The organism is Streptomyces sp. NPDC001980 (assembly GCF_040296885.1).
Classification (GTDB): domain Bacteria; phylum Actinomycetota; class Actinomycetes; order Streptomycetales; family Streptomycetaceae; genus Streptomyces.
In genome coordinates this window covers 158,129-176,917 of record NZ_JBEOYD010000003.1, presented here as the reverse complement: position 1 = coordinate 176,917, position 18,789 = coordinate 158,129, and the positions used below count along the sequence as shown (strand labels likewise).

Here is an 18,789-nt window from a genome sequence, read left to right as displayed (position 1 = left end):
GGCGGCTGGGGGTGCCGCGACGAAGGACGCCCCGCATCGCCCCGTTTTTCCGGTGTCCCCCGCTTGTCAGTGGGATCCGGCAGAATTGGTTGCAGGGCCAGCGCACGCCGCCGGGGCTTCCGGCAGAGGTAATCGAGGGGCACGAATGTCCGGACTGATCGACACCACGGAGATGTATCTCCGCACCATCCTCGAGCTCGAAGAGGAAGGCGTCGTCCCCATGCGCGCCCGCATCGCGGAGCGGCTCGACCAGAGCGGGCCGACGGTGAGCCAGACGGTGGCACGGATGGAGCGGGACGGTCTGGTGTCCGTCGCCACCGACCGCCATCTGGAGCTGACCGACGAGGGGCGCAGGCTGGCGACGCGCGTGATGCGCAAGCACCGGCTCGCCGAGTGCCTGCTGGTCGACGTGATCGGCCTGGAGTGGGAGCAGGTGCACGCCGAGGCGTGTCGCTGGGAGCACGTGATGAGCGAGGCCGTGGAGCGGCGCGTCCTGGAGCTGCTGCGGCACCCGACCGAGTCGCCGTACGGCAACCCGATCCCGGGCCTGGAGGAGCTGGGCGAGAAGGACGGCGCGGACCCGTTCCTGGACGAGAGCATGGTGTCGCTGGCCGACCTGGACCCGGGCGCGGACGGCAAGACGGTGGTCGTGCGCCGGATCGGTGAGCCCATCCAGACCGACGCGCAGCTGATGTACACGCTGCGGCGGGCGGGTGTGCAGCCCGGTTCGGTGGTGAGCGTGACGGAGTCGGCCGGCGGGGTGCTGGTGGGCAGTGGCGGCGAGGCGGCCGAGCTGGAGGCGGACGTCGCCTCCCACGTGTTCGTCGCCAAGCGCTGAGCGCCGGAACCGGATCATCGCCGAGATCGGATCATCGTTCAACTTCCGTTGCTCGTGCGGAAGTTGACGCCTGTCGTCGACGTCCCTCCCTGGTGTGTCGAACGCGTCGTTTCCGAGATTCAGTGCGCCGAATCGCAGCGCTGGAACGTTTCGCGTGCAAGGCTGTCGCGAGAGGCATATGACCTGAGGGGGGCGGGGAGGATGTGCCGAAGACGTGAACACGGACATGTGCTTGGACGTGGGATTGGCCCCGGCACCTTTCGGTACCGGGGCCTGTCCTCCCCAGTGCTGACCCGGAGCCCCGAGCTCTCAGGGTCAACCCCTCGGACCGTCTTCCCCGAGCGGCCCGCCCCCCGCAGAACAAATCCCCCCGGCGGCGCCGATCATGCCTGGGGAGGGGTCACTCGAATGAGGGGTGTTGCCCGCAGGAACCCGATTTTCGAATAGGGGTTCGATAATCTGCAGCGGTACGGAAGCGCCACGAAGCGATACGAGGCGACACTAGGCACGCGGAGCTAGGGGGGTGCCAGGCCCATGGCACGGCGCATCGACGTGACAGGAGCCGGCGGCGTACACCTCGCCGCCTGGGAGTTCGCGGACCCGCCCAAGACGGAGGATCCGGACCACTCGTCTCCCGGCGTGCTGTTACTGCACGGCCTGATGGGCCGCGCCTCGCACTGGGCGTCCACCGCCCGCTGGCTCGCCGGCCGGCACCGTGCCGTCGCCCTCGACCAGCGCGGCCACGGCCAGAGCGACAAGCCCCCGCAGGCCGCCTACACCCGCGAGGCGTACGTCGAGGACGCCGCGGCCGCCGTCGAGCAGCTGGGCCTCGCCCCGGCCGTGCTCATCGGCCACGCCATGGGCGCGCTGACCGCCTGGCAGCTCGCCGCGAAGCGCCCCGAACTGGTGCGGGGCCTGATCATCTGCGACATGCGGGCCTCCGCGCTCGGCGCGGCCTCACAGCGCGAGTGGGCCGACTGGTTCAAGGCCTGGCCCGTTCCCTTCGCCACCCTCGCCGACGTACGCAAGTGGTTCGGCGAGGACGATCCCTGGGTGGAGCGGCCCAGCCCCGCGCGCGGGGAGTTCTACGCCGAGGTGATGCACGAGTGCGCCGACGGCTGGCGGCCGGTGTTCGACCCCGACCGGATGCTGAGGTCCCGGGAGACCTGGGTGTACGACGCGCACTGGGAGGAACTGGCCCAGGTGCCGTGCCCCACGCTGGTCGTGCGCGGGGTCGACGGGGAGCTGGGCCGGGCGGAGGCGCAGGAGATGGTCCGGGTGCTGCCGAAGGGGGAGTACGCCGAGGTGGCTGATGCGGGGCATCTGCTGCCGTACGACCGGCCGGATGCCTGGCGGGCGGCTGTCGAGCCCTTTCTCGACCGGTTGGGGGAGTGACCGGTCCGTCCGGGCGGTCAGGACGAGCGGCTCCGAGGCGATCATCCAGGTCCGGGGGCGGGTGCCTGGCGCAGGACGGTGTTGAGGCGGGTGGACATGGTTCGTGCAGTGCCTCCTGGCGGACGGGCGCATGCCGTTCCGGCGGATCGCCGAAGCCGTGGGGGTGTCGGAGCAGACCGTGGCTCGCCGCTACCGCGCACCGCACCCGCCCTGAGCGAAGCGCGGCGCCCGGCCGGTCCGGGCGCACCCCGGGGTGAGCACGAGCGGCGCCGGACGGGTGGGCCGGCCGATGCCGACGTACCGCTGCTGACGGAGCTGTCGCGTGACGGCCGTGCGGGGGTGGTCGAACTGGCCCGCAGCACCGGCTGGAGCCGGGCGCGGGTGTCGACGCGGCTGGAGCAGCTGCCGGCGGAGCACACGGTGTACGTGGCCGTCGATCTCGCCTACACGTCGTTCCGGCGCTGCACCGGCTCAAGCAGGCCGGCACCCGCCTCCAGGACGGCCGTCTCTCGGCCCTCTGAACCGCCGGGCCGCCGCCGTCACTGCCGTCACCCCTTGCTGACGGCCGTCAGGATCTCCGGCAGGCAGGCCGCCGTACGCGGTGCCGCCAGGCGCAGTCCAGCCCACGTGATCCCCGCCCCGTACGCCGCCCCCACCGGCAGCAGCAGCCAGGTCCACTCCGCGCCCCCCGCGCTCACGTTCAGCGCGATCGTCAGGGCGATGACGGGTGAGCACAGCAGGGCCGCCGAGACCATGCCGCCGAAGATCGCGATCCAGGCGAGGCCGGCCTGGCCGGGGGCGACGTTCTTGTGGCCCTCCTGGGGGATGGAGTACGGGAAGCGGGCGGAGGTCCAGGCGCCGGTCGCCAGCATCGCGCCGAGCAGGGCGAAGGAGAGGCCGAGCACCTCGGGCAGCCGGGGCCAGTCGCCCAGCATGGCCGTGGTCAGGACGGTCACCAGTGGGGCGTACGGCAGGGTGATCACCAGCAGGGCCAGCGCCCGCCCGCGCAGTTCGGCGTAGGCGTCCCGCGGGGACGAGATGGTCGTCGCCACCATCCAGAAGGCGGAGGTGTCCTGCCCGAACTGGTTGTACATCTGGATGCCGAGCATCCCGGCGGCGAAGCACGCGAAGTAGACCGACCCGGTGCCCTGCAGGGCGTTGAAGACGGGCACGATCAGGCCGATGGCCAGCGAGGTCACCCAGGCGGCCTTGGTCTTGGGGTCGCGCCAGACGTAGCGCAGGCTGCGCGCCATGACCGTACCGGTGCGTCCGCCCGGCAGCAGCCGGCCGAGACCGCCGGTCCCGGGCGAACGGCCCCGGGCGGCCGCGTCGGGCGCCTGGAGCGTGGAACCGTCGGGTGAGGTCATCAGCCGGGTCAGCGTCCGCGCCCAGGCGCCGACGAGCAGTGCCAGCGCGGCGAGGGACACGCCGAGCTGGAGGACCGCCGTGCCGTACGACCCCTCGCTCGCGGAGTGCACCGCGCCGATCGCCGACGCGGGCGGCAGCCAGCGCACCACGTCGGCCACCGGCGCGAGCCTGCCGAGTCCGGCCGAACCGAGGTTCTGGGCGCCGAAGTTGACGAGCTGTGCCCCGACGGCGATGACCAGGCCGCTCAGGACGGCCAGGTCACGTCCCTTGCGGCTGCTGAGCAGCCGTACGTTCGCGGTGGCCACGGTACGCGCGAGGGCCACGCAGACCAGCAGCGCGAGCGCGACGGCGACGACCGCGACGCCGTAACCGGCCGCGCCGTGCGCCACCGACACCGCGCAGCCCACCAGCAGCACCAGGCTGAACACGGGGCCGATGCCGACCAGCGAGGCGGCCAGCAGGGCCCGTACCAGCGGCCGGGGCCGCAGCGGGAGCATCACCAGTCGGGTCGGGTCCAGGGTCTCGTCGCCGCCCGGGAAGAACAGCGGCATGAAGGCCCACCCCAGGGCCAGTACGGCGGCTCCGAGGACGGCCACCGCGTCCGCGTGCGCGTGCCCGCGCAGCAGGACCAGGCCCAGCAGTTGCAGTGCCGCGAACAGCAGCGCGACGACCGCCGACGCGACGAACGCGGCCCGCCGGCCGCCGGACTGCCGCAGCCCGTTGCGCAGCAGCGACAGCTTCAGCCGTACGACGGTGGCGGTCACGTCCGTCATCGGGCCGCCCCGCCGCCCAGCCAGTCCAGGTCGGAGGCCGTGTCCCGGCCGTTCGCCCCGACCAGCTCCAGGAACGCGGCCTGGAGGGTGGGATGCGCCCCGCGCACTTCTTCCAGCGTCCCCGTCGCGCGGATCCGCCCGGCGGCCAGCACCGCGACCCAGTCGCACAGCGACTCGACGAGCTCCATCACGTGGGAGGAGAAGACGACGGTCGCGCCGGAGGCGGTGTACCGCTCCAGCACGCCCCGGATGGTCTGCGCGGACACCGGGTCGACGCCTTCGAACGGCTCGTCCAGGAAGAGGACTTCGGGGTTGTGGAGGAGCGCGGCGGCGAGCCCGATCTTCTTGCGCATGCCGGTCGAGTAGTCGACGACGAGTTTGTGCTGGGCGCCGGCGAGGTCGAGCACGTCGAGGAGCTGGGTGGCCCGCTTGTCGACCTCGGCGCCGGGGAGACCGCGCAGCCGGCCGGAGTAGCCGAGCAGTTCGCGGCCGGAGAGCCGTTCGAAGAGGCGGAGGCCTTCGGGGAGGACGCCGATGCGGGCCTTCACGGCTACCGGGTCCCGCCACACGTCGTGGCCGACGACCTCGACGGAGCCCTGATCCGGGCGGAGCAGTCCGGTCACCATGGAGAGGGTGGTGGTCTTGCCGGCGCCGTTGGGTCCGACGAGCCCGACGAACTTCCCGGCGGGCAGCGACAGGTCGATCCCGCCGACGGCCACCTGCTGCCCAAACCGTTTCCAGAGCCCACGAACACGTACGGCATCGGTCATGGGTGAACCCTATGGGGGCGGCGAGGTTTTGAGGGTGCGCGTGGGTGGGGGCTGGGGCGGGGGGTGTCGCTTACCGGCGCTGGCAGGGTGCCTTCCCCAGAGGGGGGACCCCCAGCGCCCACCCGTGCCGCCCTGCGGCACGCCTGCCCGCAGCTATGTAGCTGACGCGACTGCAACGCCCCGTAAGGGGCGCTGGGGGTACCCCCGGCCGAAGGCTGGGGGAGGAACTGCGCGATCAGCCACGACGAACCCGCAGCCGCCGACGAATCAGGTACCCGGCAGACGCAGCCGCGACTAGCGATCCCGCCCGCACGCATACGCCAACGGCGAGATCAGCTCCTCCGCATCCGGCAGCCACCGGTTCGCCGCCGTCGGCCGGCACGCCCACTGCACCGCCCCCCGCGAGCCGTACCGCGTGGGCGGGGCGGGGACATACGCCCCCTCGCCCAGCGCCGTGAGGTCCAGCGACGCCGGTGACCAGCCGATCTTCCGTACCAGGTCCGGCACCTTCACCGCCGCACCCGGCAGCACGAAGAACTGCATCCGGCGGTCGGGCGTCAGGGTCACCGGCCCCAGCGTCAGCTCCATCCGCTCCATGCGCGCCAGCGCGAGAAACCCCGCCGTCTCCGGGACGGACAGCGCGTCGAAGGTACGTCCCGTCGGCAGCAGGATCGACGCCGTCGGCTGCTTCTGCCACATCCGGCGCGCCACCGTCGCACTACCGGTCGCCTGCGTCGCCCAGTCCGGGCGCGCTGCGTGCGCGCCGGGCGCGACGCACGCGACCTCACCACAGGAACAGCGTTGCACCCCCTCGGCCGCTTCCAGCCAGGTGCCGGGAAAGACGTCCCAGTGGCGCTCCTCGGCGTAGCGTACGGCGGTGTCCAGCAGCGATTCCCCGCGCTGCTTCGGAATCTGAGCGGCTTCGGCGCCGACGATCGTCTCTTCCACGCTCAACACAACTCCCGCACCCACCTGGAGTTACGGGCGTAACGCGCGCGGGGGAGGAGCATCTTTTCCGCAACTGGGGCGCATGGATGCATGTGTGGGGGCGCGCAGGAGGAACCGGGGCGTGAGCGGGTAGTCACACGTGGGGGGTTGGTGGCGGTCGTCCCCGCAGTTCCGCTGCCTTTACCCGGCAATCCTCGCATGTCCCGCATTTTCGGTATGTCCGCTGGGCAGTGATCGCAAAGGCCGGATCTTTTCCCTACCGGGAGCTCGCAGGGGGTACGCCATGGCCGCAAGGCCGCTTGTCGCGCGGCAGCCGAACGAACGGTTGCAGGCGCTCATCCAGGAGGCGGGGTGCTCGAACGCCGGGCTGGCCCGCCGGGTCAACATGTGCGGCGCCGAGCACGGTCTCGACCTGCGGTACGACAAGACGTCCGTGGCGCGCTGGCTGCGTGGCCAGCAGCCGCGGGGCCGGGCACCCGCGATCATCGCCGAGGCGCTGGGGCGCAAGCTGGGCCGTACGGTCACGATCGACGAGATCGGCATGGCCAACGGCAAGAACCTCGCCTCGGGCGTCGGTCTCCAGTTCTCGCCGACGGTGCTGGGGGCCATCGAGCAGGTCTGCGAGCTGTGGCGCAGTGACGTGGGCCGCCGGGACTTCCTGTCCGGTTCCTCGGTCGCCGCGTCCGCGCTGGTGGAGCCCAGCCGGGACTGGCTGATCTCGGCGCCGGACGCGCAGGTGGCGCGGCAGGCGGGGCCACGGGTCGGGCAGTCGGACGTCGCGGCGGTGAAGGCGATGACGCAGGCGCTCACCGACCTCGACCACCAGTTCGGCAGCGGACATGTGCGCCCGGTCGTCGTGCACTACCTCAACAGCGTCGTGTCCGGGCTGCTGGCCGGCTCCTACCGGGAGTCCGTGGGGCGGGAGTTGTTCGCCGCCGTCGCCCGGCTCACCGAGCTCGCCGGGTACATGGCCGTCGACACCGGTCAACCCGGGCTCGCCCAGCGGTACTACATCCAGTCGCTGCGCCTCGCGCAGGCGGCCGGCGACCGCGGTTACGGCGGCTACGTGCTCGCCTCCTCCATGAGCCACCTCGCCGCGCAGCTCGGAAACCCGCGGGAGATCGCCCAGTTGGCGCGGGCGGCGCAGGAGGGGGCGCGGGGGCGCGTGACCCCGCGCGCGGAGGCGATGTTCTTCGCGGCCGAGGCCCGCGGCCACGCCCTGCTGGGCGATGTGCGGTCGGCGCAGCTGGCGTCCGGGCGGGCGGTGTCGGCGATGGAGGCGGCCGATCCGGCGTCCGGGGACGACCCGGCGTGGATCAAGCACTTCGACGAGGCCTATCTGGCCGACGAGTTGGCGCACTGCCACCGCGACCTGGGCCAGGCCGAGGCGGCCGCCCGGTGCGCGCAGCAGTCGCTGGACGGGCACCCGGAGACCCGGGCCCGGCGCCGGGCGATCGGCTATGTGCTCCTCGCCACAGCGCAGGTGCAGCAGCGTGAGATCGAACAGGCCTGCGCCACCGGGACGAAGGCGGTCGAGCTGCTGGAGACGGTCCGCTCCAACCGGGGCGCCGAGTACCTGGAGGACTTCCAGCAGCGACTGGAGCCGTTCCGGGACGAACCGGTGGTCAGGGAGTTCGGAGCGCGGCTGGATCTGCAGGCGGCCGCGTGAATTCCTGCCCCGCGGGTGCGTGAACGTGTGGGAAACCACACCTTGCCGCGCAAGAAGTGGCATATACAGCGCACCGCGGGGCGGTTCTGTTACTGCTGTCACAGGGAACAAGATCGCGCCCTTGGCTGCGTGGCACCTTGCTGAGGGGACCCGGTAGCGTGAGCCCGATTCACAAGGTCCCCCATTAGTAGGAGTCCCGGTGACGCAGAGTGGACAGGGCGAGCCCGCGCGCGAAGGCATCGTGCTGCCCTCCGACGGTGGCGAGCCGCTGCTGCCGGGTATGACGGGCAGCCCGGTCCCCGTCACGCAGCCGCCCGCTCCGGCCGCCGCGCCGTCCGAGGGCCAGTCCTGGGGCCAGCCGTGGGGCCCCGGCCACCAGCAGAGCCCGGAGCCCCAGGAGCACGGCCAGGGCTGGCCGCAGGCGGCCGGCCAGGAGTGGGCCGCTCCGGAGCAGCTGCCGGCCGCCTGGAACGCCCAGTCGCACGCCGCCCAGTCGCACGCCGCTCAGGCCCACACCGACCAGGCCCAGGCTCCCGGCGCCGGTCCGCTCCCGCCGGAGGGAGCGCCCACCCCGTCGTACGGCGGCGGCTACGAGCAGTCGTACGGCTACGGCGCTCCCCAGCCCCAGCAGCCGTACGGCGCCCCGCTGCTCCCGGCCGCCGGCCAGGACCCCTACGGCGCTCCGGGCGCCGCGCTGCCGCCCGCCGTCCCGCAGGGGAGCCACGGCGGCTACGGCGGTGCGCTGCCGCCCGCCGACGACGGCGCCACCCAGTACATCCCGCCGGTGCCCGCCGCGCCGGTGGACGAGGGCGCCACGCAGTACATACCGCCGGTGCCGGCGGCCTCCGAGGGGGCCACCCAGCTCATACCGCCGGTGGGTCCCGGGGCGCTGCCGCCGGAGATGTCCCACGACCAGCAGACCGCCTACCTCGGCGGCCCGCCCGCCCCCGCGGCGCACTCCGACGCCGATGCCACGCAGTACATCGCGCCGTACCCGGCCGCCGGCCCGCAGGGCGGCGGCGACCGGCAGCCGCCCGCCGAGTTCGACAACCTCTTCCGCAGCGCGGCCGGCGGCGAGCCCCCGGCCGCGTCCACGGCCCAGCTGCCGCGCTTCCAGCCGCAGCCCCAGAGCGGCTACCAGCAGCCGCCGGCGTACACCCCGCCCCCGACGTCCTACGACCACGACGACGACGGCGGCGGCCGGGGCGGCCGCGGCAAGTCGAAGGTGCCGCTGATCGCGGTCGTCGGGATCGGCATCGCCGTGCTCGGCATCGGCGCCGGGGCCCTGCTCAGCGGGGGCGGCGGGGACTCGGGTGACGCCAACAAGACGGTGGCCGCGTCCGCCCCGGCCTCCGACGGGTCCTCGTCGGCCGCGGCCGACGCCGCGAAGGCGCAGGCCGTCGCCCTGGACAAGCTGCTCGCCGACAGCGGCAGCAGCCGGGCCTCGGTGATCAACGCCGTCGCCCAGGTCAAGCAGTGCAAGAACCTCGACGGCTCCGCCTCCGACCTGCGCAACGCCGCCCAGCAGCGCACCGCCCTGGTCACCCGGCTGTCGAAGCTGTCCGTCGACAAGCTGCCGAACAACGCCGAGCTGAGCACCGCCCTCACCAAGGCCTGGCAGGCCTCCGCGAACGCCGACAACCACTACGCGGCCTGGGCCGACCAGGCCAAGGGGAAGAAGGGCTGCCACAAGGGCCAGGCCCGCACCACCGGCCAGACCGCCGCCGGCAATCAGGAGAGCGTCACCGCCAGCAGCCAGAAGGTGAAGGCGGCCGCGCTGTGGAACACGATCGCGAGCAAGTACGGACTGACCCAGCGGCAGCCGACCCAGCTGTGACCACGGCCGGGTCGGGCGAGCCGGCGGAGGGGGTCAGCTGAGGTCGGCGTTCTCCAGGATCTTGGTCATGTCCAGGGCCTGCTTGTTCGCCGACTGCAGCAGGCCGCTCTTGACCGACTGCACGTTGACGTCCGCGTTGACCAGCCGGGCGAAGCCGGCCGCGGCCAGCTTGCCCTGGTAGGGCCAGGACAGGGACGGGGTGAGGCCGCCGGTGGAGACCTTCAGGCCGTCGTTGAGGGTGTGCCGCACACTGTCGGCGTTGACCTCGCCGTCGCCGATCTTCTCCAGCGCGGCGGTGAGGACCTGGTAGGCGATCCAGGTGGTCTGCACCCCGGCGTCGGCCGGGTCGATCCTGTTGTCGCCGAAGGCCTCCTTGCTGATGACCTTCTTCATCTCGTCCCAGCGCTTGTCCGAGGCGACCGGGTACCAGCCGGTGATGTACGAGCCCTCGTACGGGCCGGCCGCGCCGCCGGTGGAGTTGATCACCGTCTGGTCGACGCTGCCGACCTCGGCGGCCGTCTTCACCTTCGGGTAGTCCTGGCGGGCCCGCTGGAAGTTGTCCATGAAGGTGGCGGTGCGGTCGCCCAGCTCGGGCACCACGCAGCCCGTCTTCTCCGAGTCCGAGGTGGCGCTCTCCAGCGCCTTCTGCGACTGCTGGTCGTACTCGGTGAGGTCCTCGGCCGCGAGCTGGTCGATCGCCTTGGCGTGGCCGCCCGCCTGCAGCCCCGAGTCGAGCAGCTGGGGCAGCTGGTCGCCGGCGATGGAGTCCGGGCGGACCAGGGTGACCGGGCCGCAGGAGTCGGCCAGGGCCTCCCCGAGTCCGGCCAGCAGGGTGAGCGAGCCGCCGTTGACCGGGTAGGAGACGGGGCTGGTGAACTCCCCGTTCGACGCCCCGTAGCCGCCTATGTAGGGGATGGCCGCGCCCTCCAGCGGGGCGAAGTAGGAGTCGCCGAACTGGCTGTAGGAGCCGACCACGGCGACGACGTTCTCGTCGACCGCGCGCTGGGCGCAGGTCGCGGCGCCCACGCTGGAGTTGTGGTCGTTGCAGGTGAGGAGCTTGAGCTTGTGGCCGTGGATGCCGCCCTTGGAGTTGATCCACTTGATGTAGGCGGAGGCCATGGCGGGCATGCCGGGTTTGTTGGTGGCGCTGGTCCCCTGCGGCGCCCAGGTCATCACCTTGATCGAGTCGTCCGTCGAGGTGGACAGTCCTGGGATGACGCCGCAGCCGGCCGCGAGTGCGGCACAGGCCGTCATGGCCAGCGTGGACAGAGCGGTGGCTCTGACGCGCCGGTGGGTCGCGGGAGGAATGCTGCTGAGGGTGGTGCTGGGGGTGGGGCGCCTGCCGGTCATGGACACGCACGATTCCGCCACATCACTAACCCGGAAGTGACCCATGGTCAACGAGGGGTGACGTGCAGGTGAATTACGGGGGGCCGGTTAAGGGCGTGTGACGAGGAACGTACGATCGACGACCGTGCAAGGTTCGGAGAACTCTTCCCGTCGCGGCCGTCGCTCCTCCACCATGGGCGGCATGCCACTCAATGACATGCCATGGTGGCGCTGGCGCAGCAATGTGCGCTCCGCGCTGCACATGCTCTCCGACCCGGACTTCCAGCGGAACGTCTGGCTGGCCGGGCAGGACGGGTACGGCGACGTGACCGACGCGGTCTACCGGCTGGTCGAGGACACCTGGCTGGACAACTGGTCCGCGGAGAAGTACGTCGGGACGATATTCCGCGACTCGCAGGAGGCGGCGCTCGTCGACACCGCCGTGCTGCGGGTGCTGCGGATCATGCACCAGGTGGGGCCGGACGCGCACGTCTCCACCTATCTGGAGCACCAGGGGTGGCCGGACGCGGTCCGGGCCGCCCGGGACGCGCACATACGCCTGGCGGTGAGCGACGGCGACGACCCGGAGATCCCGCCGCGCAGCCTCGACGTGCTGCGGATCATGACGCGGGCGGCGTGAGTCCGCGGAGCGGACGCTGACCGGCGGGGCGGGCGGGGCATGAGATTCTGTGGTGCATGACCGATCAGTCCACCCGAGCCCAGGCCGCCCCGGCCGACCAGTACGTCCTCACGCTCTCGTGCCCGGACAAAAAGGGCATCGTGCACGCCGTGTCGAGCTATCTGTTCATGACCGGCTGCAACATCGAGGACAGCCAGCAGTTCGGGGACCACGACACGGGTCTGTTCTTCATGCGCGTGCACTTCTCGGCGGACGCGCCGGTGACGGTCGACAAGCTGCGGGCGAGCTTCGCGGCGATCGGTGACTCCTTCCAGATGGACTGGCAGATCAACCGGGCCGACGAGCGGATGCGCATCGTCCTCATGGTCAGCAAGTTCGGGCACTGCCTGAACGACCTGCTCTTCCGCGCCCGCATCGGCGCGCTGCCGGTGGACATCGCGGCTGTGGTCTCCAACCACACCGACTTCGCGGAGCTGGTGGACTCGTACCACATCCCCTTCCACCACATCCCGGTGACGAAGGAGACGAAGTCCGACGCCGAGGCCCGGCTGCTCGACCTCGTCCGCGAGGAGAACGTCGAGCTGGTGGTGCTGGCCCGCTACATGCAGGTCCTCTCGGACGACCTGTGCAAGCAGCTGAGCGGCCGGATCATCAACATCCACCACTCGTTCCTGCCGAGCTTCAAGGGCGCGAAGCCGTACCACCAGGCGCACGCGCGGGGCGTGAAGCTGATCGGCGCGACGGCGCACTACGTCACGGCGGACCTGGACGAGGGCCCGATCATCGAGCAGGAGGTCGAACGGGTCGGCCACGACGTCACCCCCGACCAACTGGTCGCGATCGGCCGCGACGTGGAGTGCCAGGCGCTGGCACGGGCGGTGAAGTGGCATGCGGAGCGCCGCATCCTGCTCAACGGCCGACGGACGGTTGTCTTCGCCTGAGGGGCGGGGTGGTTCCGTGCGTCGGCGGCTGCGGCCGTGTGGGGGCCGTTCGCGCAGTTCCCCGCGCCCCTGAAGGGGCGCTGCAGCAACGCGCCCTTCAGGGGCGCGGGGAACTGCGCGAGCAACCACGAACCACCCGCACCCGCCGTACGACGGAACCACCCCACCCCTGCGGCGAACGTCCCTACATCCGGCTCAGGCTCGCGGCGGCGAACAACACGTCCCTGATCGCCGCCCGGTCCCCGAGTTGCCCCGCGGCGGCGTCCTCCGGAGGTACGTGGCCCGCGGCCAGCCGGCAGAACTCCACGTCGTCCAGGGCCACGTGCGCCACCTCGAACTCCGGTGAGCCCACCGCCCCCGGTGAGTCCAGCGGGATCAGCCACTCGCCGCCGCCGTTGCCCTCGATCTCCAGCCGCAGGCTGCGGCCGGGCCGTCCCGCAGGGACCAGGTGGGGGGTCTGGCCGGGCGACGCCAGCCCCGCCCGGCGGCGCTCGGCCAGCGCGGCGGGCAGCATCCGGGCCGCGAGGTCGATCATCCGGTTCAGGTGCCTGGGGGCCGGCGGCCCGTAGGGATAGTCCACGGCCTCCGCGATGTCCTCCGCGTGCACCCAGCACTCGAAGGCGCGGTCCAGCATCGCGTCGTGCAGGGGCAGTTCGAAGTCGCCGTACGACACCCCGAGGCGCCCGGCGCCGCCGCCCGTGAAGGAGACGGTCTGCACGAGCCGGTGGCTCTGCTCCCGCCAGGGCACCCGCACCGCACGCGTCGGCGGGAAGTGCGAGGCCTGCCAGAACGCCTCGGTGCGGGCGGCCGGGCCCTGTACGCGGGCGTCCCCCAGCGGGTCGTCCAGGCCGAGCGCCGTCGCCACCAGCCCGTCGACGGTCAGCAGATGCGCGATCACTCCGGCGACCGTCGTACGGCGGGTCGCCGCCGCCTCGCCGTCGAACCAGCGCAGCCGCACCGGCGCGTGCCACTCCGCGTCGCCGATGTCCTGGAGCAGGGCGTCCAGGCGGGCGGTCTCCGCGTCGTAGGGCGTCGCCCAGGCGGGGATCGGGATCCTGGCCGGCCGGCGGTCCAGGCAGGCCTCCAGGACCCGGGTGCGCAGGCCCGGGTCGAGGTCCAGGCTCTCCGGCTGGTGCAGCAGGCCGACCGCCTCGCGCAGCCGCCGCGCCTCGTCCGCGCAGGCCCCGCAGTCGCCGAGGTGGACCTCGACGGCGAGGGACTCCGCTGTCGAGCAGGCGGCCAGTGCCCACGCCCCGAGCAGCGACTTCAGGACGTCGTGCGACAGCTCAAGCGCTGCGGGCGGCAGGCCGGCCGGCTCGGGCAGCGGCTGCCCGCCGTCCTCGACGGAGGTGCGGGGCAGCGGTATGCGCGGCGGCCGGCCGAAGTCGCCGCCGCCCCGGGGCACGTCACCGTCCCCGGAGCCGGCGTCGTCGGGCGCCCCGGAGAACTCGGCGCCGGTCACCGCCCACCTCCGTATCCGGGAGGCGTCCCGGCGTCGTGCGCGGTGGACAGCAGTTGCAGGCCCAGGCGCAGCCGGCGGCGGGCCTCGTCCTCGGTGACGCCGAGGTCCACCGCGGTCTGCCGGTAGTCGCGGCGCTGGAAGTAGGCGAGTTCCAGGGCGGCGCGCAGCGGGGCCGGCATGGAGTGCACGATGTAGTCCGCGCGGGCCGCGACGGAAGCCCGCCGCACCTTGTGCTCCAGTTCCTCGGCAGCCTCCGGGGAGCCGCTGTCGCCCGGGGCGAGCGCGGCGGTCTCGGTGGCCCTCAGGCGCTGCACGGCGAGCCGGTGGGCCAGCGCGGCGAGCCAGGAGCGCAACGGCCCCTGCCGGGGGTCGTACGCGTCGGGGTGCTCCCAGACCTGGGCGAAGACCTCGCGGGTTATGCCGTCGGCGGCCCGCTCGTCCCCGAGGACGCGGTGCGCGAGCCCGTGCACGAGCGAGGCGAAGCGGTCGTACAGCTCACCGAGGGCGGCCGCCTCGCCGCGGGCGAGCCGCTGCTGCATCCTGCGGTCCCAGCGGGGCGGTACGTCCTTCTTCGCCATGCGGCCCCCTCCCCGTGCCTGTGCCCAGCGTGTCTCCACCGTCACCTCGAATGTAGTCGGCACGTCCGGCAACGCACGCCCCTTTATGGCAATGCGCGCCCCTTGACGGACCGCGGGTGGTAGGAGGCGCTCCCGGTGCTTCTCGGCTCCCACACTCGTCTCCGGCCAAACCTTCTGTTTCTGATCGAACAGGACTGACCGTGACCGAAACAAGACCCTTCCCGATCGATGCTCGTTTGTCATCCAGGGTTTCGGGGAACGGCCGCTGGGCAGCCGCGCGACAAGAAGCGTAGGAATACGCTCCGTTTCCGGGCGGTTCCGGAGATCCGGCGAGCGGAGGGCTGAGCCGTGGCTTTCAAGGTGACCGGCGTCGAACAGGGCGAGTGGGCCGTACTCGGGGTGTCGGGCGAACTGGACCTGGTGACCTCGCCGGTGCTGCGCCAGCGGGTGCACGACGTGGTCGCCGAGGGCCACCACAGCCTGGTCCTCGACCTCTCCGACGTCTTCTTCTGCGACTCCAGCGGGGTCGGCGTCCTCATCGCCGCCCGCCGCCTGATCCGCTCCTGCCGGGGCCGGCTGCGGCTGATACTGCCCGCCCAGGGCGCGAGTGACGGTTCTCACGTCAACCGGGTCCTCGGCGCCCTCGGCGTACGACGGCTCTTCGACGTCTACGCCGACATCGACAGCGCGACCACCGACGAGGAGGACCCGCTGTCGGCATAGCCAGGCCTCGTGACCCCATAGCCGACGATTACGACAGTGCCACGTTGTTGTCGCGGAATTCCCCCGGTCTTGGCACAACCGTCGTTTTCCCGCTCTCCGGCCGCCGCCGCGTCGTACGCTCCCTGCGAGATGAACCCCCACGTCACGTAAGGCGGCCCGAACAGACATGGTCAGCACCGAGTACGAGCGACGGATCGCCGCCCGGTTCGCAACCTTCGACCAGGACGGCAACGGCTGGATCGACCGCGAGGACTTCAACGCGGCGGCCAAGGCACTGCTCGCCGAGTTCGGCGTCCCCGCCCGCTCCGACAAGGGCCAGGCCCTGTACGCCGGTGCGGAGGGCATCTGGCAGGGCATGGCCGGCATGGCGGACCGGGACGGCGACCAGCGCATCACCCGCCAGGAGTTCGTGAGCGGCGCCGTCAAGCGGCTGCACGACAACCCCGAGCGGTTCGGCGAGATCGCCCGCCCCTTCCTGCACGCGGCCCTGGCCCTCGCGGACACCGCGGGCACCGGCACGGCGAGCGTCGCCGACACCGCGCGCGTGCTGCGCGTCCTCGGCGTCGCCCCGGAGCTCGCGCAGGCGATCGCGTCGGGCCTGGACACCGACGGCGACGGGAACGTGGCGGAGGCCGAGATCGTCCCGGCGTTCGCCCGCTACTTCACGATCCCGGAGTAGCGCACTCCGGACCGGGACTCCCCGATGCGGGAGTCCCCGGCGCGGGAGCCTCGGCGAACCGCTCGCGCAGCTTGTACTTGAGCACCTTGCGCAGTGTCTCGTTGCGCGGAAGGGCGTCCACCACCTCCAGCCGCTCCGGCAGCTTGTGCACCGACAGCCCCTCCGCGCGCAGGTACGACACCGCCTCCGGGAGCGTCGGCGCGACCGTCCCCGGCCGCTGCTCGACCACCGCGCAGACCAGTTCCCCGCGCTCCGCGTCCGGCAGCCCGACCACCGCCGCGTCGGCGACCGCCGGATGCGCGGCGAGCAGGTCCTCGATCTCCTTCGCCGAGATGTTCTCGCCCTTGCGGATGATCACGTCCTTGAGCCGCCCGGTGAGGACGAGATGGCCGGTCCCGGTCACCCGGCCCAGGTCGCCGGTGCGCAGGAAGCCCTCCTCGTCGAAGGCCGCGGCGGACTGCGCCGGATCCAGGTACCCCTGGCACACCGCCTCCCCGCGCAACCGCACCTCGCCGCCCTCCGCGATCCGTATCTCCATGCCCTCCGGCGGCTTCCCCTCGGTCGTCGCCAGGTTCTCCGCGGTGTCGTCCGGCGCCCCCATCGTGATCATCGGCACCTCGGTCATGCCGTACCCGTGCGTCAGCTGCACCCCCATCTCGCGCACCACCGCGTGGTACACCTCCGGCGGCTTGGGCGCCCCGCCGCCGGCCAGCAGCCGCAGCGAGGGAATCACCGGCACACCCGGCTGTTTGCGCTGCTCCGCCAGGAACATCGAGTAGAACGCCGTCGAACCGCCCGCCACCGTCACCCCGTGCCTGCGGTACTCCGGCAGCGCGTCCGGCAGCGCGAACTGCTCGAACATCACCGCCGGGAAGCCGTACAGCAGCAGCATCACCGTGTAGTCGGGGCCGGCGATGTGCGCGTACGGGAACGCCATCGAGCCCACGTCGTCCGCCGAGAGCCGCAGGGCGTGCGCGAGACACGAACCGCCCGCGATGAGCGAACGGTCCGTGTGCAGAACGCCCTTGGGGTCCGAGGTGGTTCCCGAGGTCCAGTAGATCCACCGGACGGAGGTGCCCTCGGCGGGCGGGGCGGGCAGCACGGACGGATCGCCGTCGGGGAGGTCGTCGTACGCCTCGAAGATCCCCTTGGCGCCGAGCCGTCGCGCCAGCTCCGTGTGGTCGAAGCCGCGCCACACGCCCGGCACGGCGAAGAACTCGGCCCTGGACTCGCGCAGCGCGAAGCCGACCTCGCGGTCCCGGTAGAAGGGGATGACCGGGGACTGGACGGCACCGAGCCTGGCCAGCGCGAAGGACAGCACGGCCGTCTCGATCCGGGTCGGCAGCTGCCAGGCGACCACCGTGCCGGGGCGCACGCCCATGCCGTACAGCCCGGCCGCGACGCGTTCGGCACGCGCGCGCAGCCCGCCGAAGGAGAGGGCACGGTCGCCCTGGAGGAACACCGGCCGGTCGGGGGTGAGTTCGGCACGGCGGGCGACCAGGTCCCAGAGAGTGCGGGAGGTACTCAGCTCGTGTGCGGTGGCGTTCATGGCGTCCCCCTGCCCGGCGGAACCTCGGAACGGACGAGTTCGGAACTGACGAGTCGTCAGATCGTAGGTCCTGGCGCCTTGTCGGTCCAGAGGTGCGGGGCTAGCCTGCGATGGCCGACGATGTCTGACGAACCATCAGCTCCGTGGGGGTGCCTGCCGGTGGACCTGTCGTACACGCCCGAGGAGGAGGACTTCCGGGCGCGGCTGCGGGAGTGGCTCGCCAAGGCGCTGCCCGGCCTCCCGCCGAAGCCGGGACCGGAGGACTGGCCGGGACGCCGCGCCTACGACCTCGGCTGGCAGCGCACGCTGTACGACGCCGGGTACGCCGACGTCCACTGGGACGCCTCCCCGACCACCCGACTGATCTTCCTTGAGGAGACCGAGAAGGCCGGCGCGCCCTATGTGGGCGCCAACTTCGTCGGTCTGCTGCACGCCGGCCCCACCATCGCCGCCGAGGGCACCGAGGCGCAGCGGGCCCGCTGGCTGGCGCCGATCCTGCGCGGCGACGAGGTGTGGTGCCAGGGCTTCAGCGAACCGGACGCCGGCTCCGACCTGGCCGCGCTGCGCACGCGCGCGTGGCGCGACGGCGACGACTACGTGGTGAGCGGGTCCAAGATCTGGACCTCGCACGCGGAGGTCGCCGACTGGTGCGAGCTGCTGGTGCGGACGGACCCGGAGGCGCCCAGGCACCGGGGCATCACCTGGCTGGCCATGCCCATGGACGCGCCGGGTGTCACCGTACGGCCGCTGCGCACGCTCGCCGGGTCCAACGAGTTCGCCGAGGTGTTCCTCGACGAGGTGCGGGTGCCCGCGGCCAACCGGGTCGGTGCCGAGAACGACGGCTGGCGCGTCACCATGGTGACCCTCTCCTTCGAACGCGGCACCGCCTTCGTCGGCGAGGTCGTCGCCTGCCGCCGGGTCCTCGGCGACCTCGCGCGCGCGGCGCGTGCGAACGGCACCTGGGACGACCCGGAACTGCGCCGCCGCCTCGGCCGCCTGAACGCCGAGTTCCGGGCGCTGTGGCGGCTCACCCAGTGGAACGTCAGCGAGGCGGAGGGCAGGGGCGTGCCCGGCGTCGGGGGCTCGGTCTTCAAGCTGCGGTACTCGCACGCGCGCCAGGAGCTCTACGACGCGGCGGCCGCCGTGCTCGGGCCCGACGCGCTCGACCTGGACCGGTCCTGGGTCCTCGACCGGCTCTCCTCGCTCTCGTACACCATCGCGGCCGGGACCTCGCAGATCCAGCGGAACATCGTGGCCGAGCGGATCCTCGGGCTGCCGAAGGGGTGGTGA

General features: G+C 72.3%; 17 protein-coding genes. 10 read left to right on the top strand and 7 right to left on the bottom strand.

Annotated elements, in window-relative coordinates; translation table 11 throughout:
- Nucleotides 1-145: 145 nt before the first annotated feature.
- From ABT137_RS05425 to ABT137_RS05415, 3 genes are all read left to right on the top strand, one after another.
- The gene (locus ABT137_RS05425; protein ID WP_351702825.1) at nucleotides 146-838 is read left to right on the top strand and encodes an iron-dependent transcriptional repressor DtxR; all 693 of its coding nucleotides are present in this window, start codon (nucleotides 146-148) and stop codon (nucleotides 836-838) included.
- A gap of 534 nt (nucleotides 839-1,372) precedes the next feature.
- Nucleotides 1,373-2,233: an alpha/beta fold hydrolase gene (locus ABT137_RS05420; RefSeq protein WP_351702822.1), complete on the top strand. Its 861-nt coding sequence runs from the start codon at nucleotides 1,373-1,375 to the stop codon at nucleotides 2,231-2,233.
- Nucleotides 2,234-2,336: 103 nt separating this feature from the next.
- Complete coding sequence (locus ABT137_RS05415; RefSeq protein WP_502984475.1) at nucleotides 2,337-2,447, top strand: Lrp/AsnC family transcriptional regulator; 111 nt, start codon at nucleotides 2,337-2,339, stop codon at nucleotides 2,445-2,447.
- A gap of 334 nt (nucleotides 2,448-2,781) precedes the next feature.
- Here ABT137_RS05415 and ABT137_RS05410 read toward each other — a convergent pair whose 3' ends face one another.
- The 3 genes from ABT137_RS05410 to ABT137_RS05400 form a co-directional block, all read right to left on the bottom strand.
- Entirely contained in the window at nucleotides 2,782-4,374 is a 1,593-nt protein-coding gene (locus ABT137_RS05410) for a transporter (RefSeq protein WP_351702819.1), read from the bottom strand.
- Nucleotides 4,371-5,144 carry an ABC transporter ATP-binding protein gene (locus tag ABT137_RS05405; RefSeq protein WP_351702816.1) on the bottom strand — a complete coding sequence of 258 codons (774 nt, stop codon included), beginning with the start codon at nucleotides 5,142-5,144 and terminating at the stop codon, nucleotides 4,371-4,373. Before ABT137_RS05405 ends, ABT137_RS05410 begins: the two co-directional genes overlap by 4 nt.
- 294 nt (nucleotides 5,145-5,438) lie before the next feature.
- Nucleotides 5,439-6,101: a bifunctional DNA primase/polymerase gene (locus ABT137_RS05400; protein ID WP_351702813.1), complete on the bottom strand. Its 663-nt coding sequence runs from the start codon at nucleotides 6,099-6,101 to the stop codon at nucleotides 5,439-5,441.
- A 274-nt stretch (nucleotides 6,102-6,375) separates the two neighbouring features.
- On the opposite strand from ABT137_RS05400, the gene ABT137_RS05395 reads away from it, so the two are divergent.
- On the top strand, nucleotides 6,376-7,761 hold the full coding sequence (locus ABT137_RS05395; RefSeq protein ID WP_351702810.1) for an NsdA family TPR-like regulatory protein: 1,386 nt from the start codon (nucleotides 6,376-6,378) through the stop codon (nucleotides 7,759-7,761).
- Between the two features lie 199 nt (nucleotides 7,762-7,960).
- Nucleotides 7,961-9,598 carry a hypothetical protein gene (locus ABT137_RS05390; RefSeq protein ID WP_351702807.1) on the top strand — a complete coding sequence of 546 codons (1,638 nt, stop codon included), beginning with the start codon at nucleotides 7,961-7,963 and terminating at the stop codon, nucleotides 9,596-9,598.
- Between the two features lie 33 nt (nucleotides 9,599-9,631).
- Here ABT137_RS05390 and ABT137_RS05385 read toward each other — a convergent pair whose 3' ends face one another.
- Complete coding sequence (locus ABT137_RS05385; protein ID WP_351702804.1) at nucleotides 9,632-10,948, bottom strand: ABC transporter substrate-binding protein; 1,317 nt, start codon at nucleotides 10,946-10,948, stop codon at nucleotides 9,632-9,634.
- A 172-nt stretch (nucleotides 10,949-11,120) separates the two neighbouring features.
- On the opposite strand from ABT137_RS05385, the gene ABT137_RS05380 reads away from it, so the two are divergent.
- Both ABT137_RS05380 and purU read left to right on the top strand, forming a co-directional pair.
- Entirely contained in the window at nucleotides 11,121-11,567 is a 447-nt protein-coding gene (locus ABT137_RS05380) for an SCO4402 family protein (RefSeq protein ID WP_351702801.1), read from the top strand.
- A gap of 56 nt (nucleotides 11,568-11,623) precedes the next feature.
- Entirely contained in the window at nucleotides 11,624-12,508 is an 885-nt protein-coding gene (gene purU, locus ABT137_RS05375) for a formyltetrahydrofolate deformylase (protein WP_351702798.1), read from the top strand.
- Between the two features lie 184 nt (nucleotides 12,509-12,692).
- Here purU and ABT137_RS05370 read toward each other — a convergent pair whose 3' ends face one another.
- Both ABT137_RS05370 and ABT137_RS05365 read right to left on the bottom strand, forming a co-directional pair.
- Nucleotides 12,693-13,913: a maleylpyruvate isomerase N-terminal domain-containing protein gene (locus tag ABT137_RS05370; protein ID WP_351703597.1), complete on the bottom strand. Its 1,221-nt coding sequence runs from the start codon at nucleotides 13,911-13,913 to the stop codon at nucleotides 12,693-12,695.
- A gap of 53 nt (nucleotides 13,914-13,966) precedes the next feature.
- Nucleotides 13,967-14,548: an RNA polymerase sigma factor gene (locus ABT137_RS05365; protein WP_351702795.1), complete on the bottom strand. Its 582-nt coding sequence runs from the start codon at nucleotides 14,546-14,548 to the stop codon at nucleotides 13,967-13,969.
- 348 nt (nucleotides 14,549-14,896) lie between these two features.
- On the opposite strand from ABT137_RS05365, the gene ABT137_RS05360 reads away from it, so the two are divergent.
- Together ABT137_RS05360 and ABT137_RS05355 are read left to right on the top strand one after the other, a co-directional pair.
- Nucleotides 14,897-15,271 (top strand): STAS domain-containing protein, encoded by a 375-nt coding sequence (locus ABT137_RS05360; RefSeq protein WP_351702792.1) that lies wholly within the window; start codon nucleotides 14,897-14,899, stop codon nucleotides 15,269-15,271.
- 166 nt (nucleotides 15,272-15,437) lie between these two features.
- Nucleotides 15,438-15,950: an EF-hand domain-containing protein gene (locus ABT137_RS05355; RefSeq protein WP_351702789.1), complete on the top strand. Its 513-nt coding sequence runs from the start codon at nucleotides 15,438-15,440 to the stop codon at nucleotides 15,948-15,950.
- Here ABT137_RS05355 and ABT137_RS05350 read toward each other — a convergent pair.
- Entirely contained in the window at nucleotides 15,934-17,499 is a 1,566-nt protein-coding gene (locus ABT137_RS05350; protein WP_351702786.1) for a class I adenylate-forming enzyme family protein, read from the bottom strand. The two genes, ABT137_RS05355 and ABT137_RS05350, sit on opposite strands and share 17 nt — an antisense overlap.
- Before the next feature lie 159 nt (nucleotides 17,500-17,658).
- Between ABT137_RS05350 and ABT137_RS05345 the strand changes: the two genes are divergently transcribed.
- On the top strand, nucleotides 17,659-18,789 hold the full coding sequence (locus ABT137_RS05345; RefSeq protein ID WP_351703594.1) for an acyl-CoA dehydrogenase family protein: 1,131 nt from the start codon (nucleotides 17,659-17,661) through the stop codon (nucleotides 18,787-18,789).

What these genes read in the sequence shown, in the direction of transcription:
- ABT137_RS05380 (WP_351702801.1), top strand. Translation starts at nt 11,121, where the DNA reads ATGGGCGGCATGCCACTCAATGACATGCCATGGTGGCGCTGGCGCAGC.
- ABT137_RS05420 (WP_351702822.1), top strand. Translation starts at nt 1,373, where the DNA reads ATGGCACGGCGCATCGACGTGACAGGAGCCGGCGGCGTACACCTCGCC.
- ABT137_RS05355 (WP_351702789.1), top strand. Translation starts at nt 15,438, where the DNA reads ATGGTCAGCACCGAGTACGAGCGACGGATCGCCGCCCGGTTCGCAACC.
- ABT137_RS05350 (WP_351702786.1), bottom strand. Translation starts at nt 17,499, where the DNA reads ATGAACGCCACCGCACACGAGCTGAGTACCTCCCGCACTCTCTGGGAC.
- purU (WP_351702798.1), top strand. Translation starts at nt 11,624, where the DNA reads ATGACCGATCAGTCCACCCGAGCCCAGGCCGCCCCGGCCGACCAGTAC.
- ABT137_RS05425 (WP_351702825.1), top strand. Translation starts at nt 146, where the DNA reads ATGTCCGGACTGATCGACACCACGGAGATGTATCTCCGCACCATCCTC.
- ABT137_RS05365 (WP_351702795.1), bottom strand. Translation starts at nt 14,548, where the DNA reads ATGGCGAAGAAGGACGTACCGCCCCGCTGGGACCGCAGGATGCAGCAG.
- ABT137_RS05395 (WP_351702810.1), top strand. Translation starts at nt 6,376, where the DNA reads ATGGCCGCAAGGCCGCTTGTCGCGCGGCAGCCGAACGAACGGTTGCAG.
- ABT137_RS05385 (WP_351702804.1), bottom strand. Translation starts at nt 10,948, where the DNA reads ATGACCGGCAGGCGCCCCACCCCCAGCACCACCCTCAGCAGCATTCCT.
- ABT137_RS05410 (WP_351702819.1), bottom strand. Translation starts at nt 4,374, where the DNA reads ATGACGGACGTGACCGCCACCGTCGTACGGCTGAAGCTGTCGCTGCTG.
- ABT137_RS05405 (WP_351702816.1), bottom strand. Translation starts at nt 5,144, where the DNA reads ATGACCGATGCCGTACGTGTTCGTGGGCTCTGGAAACGGTTTGGGCAG.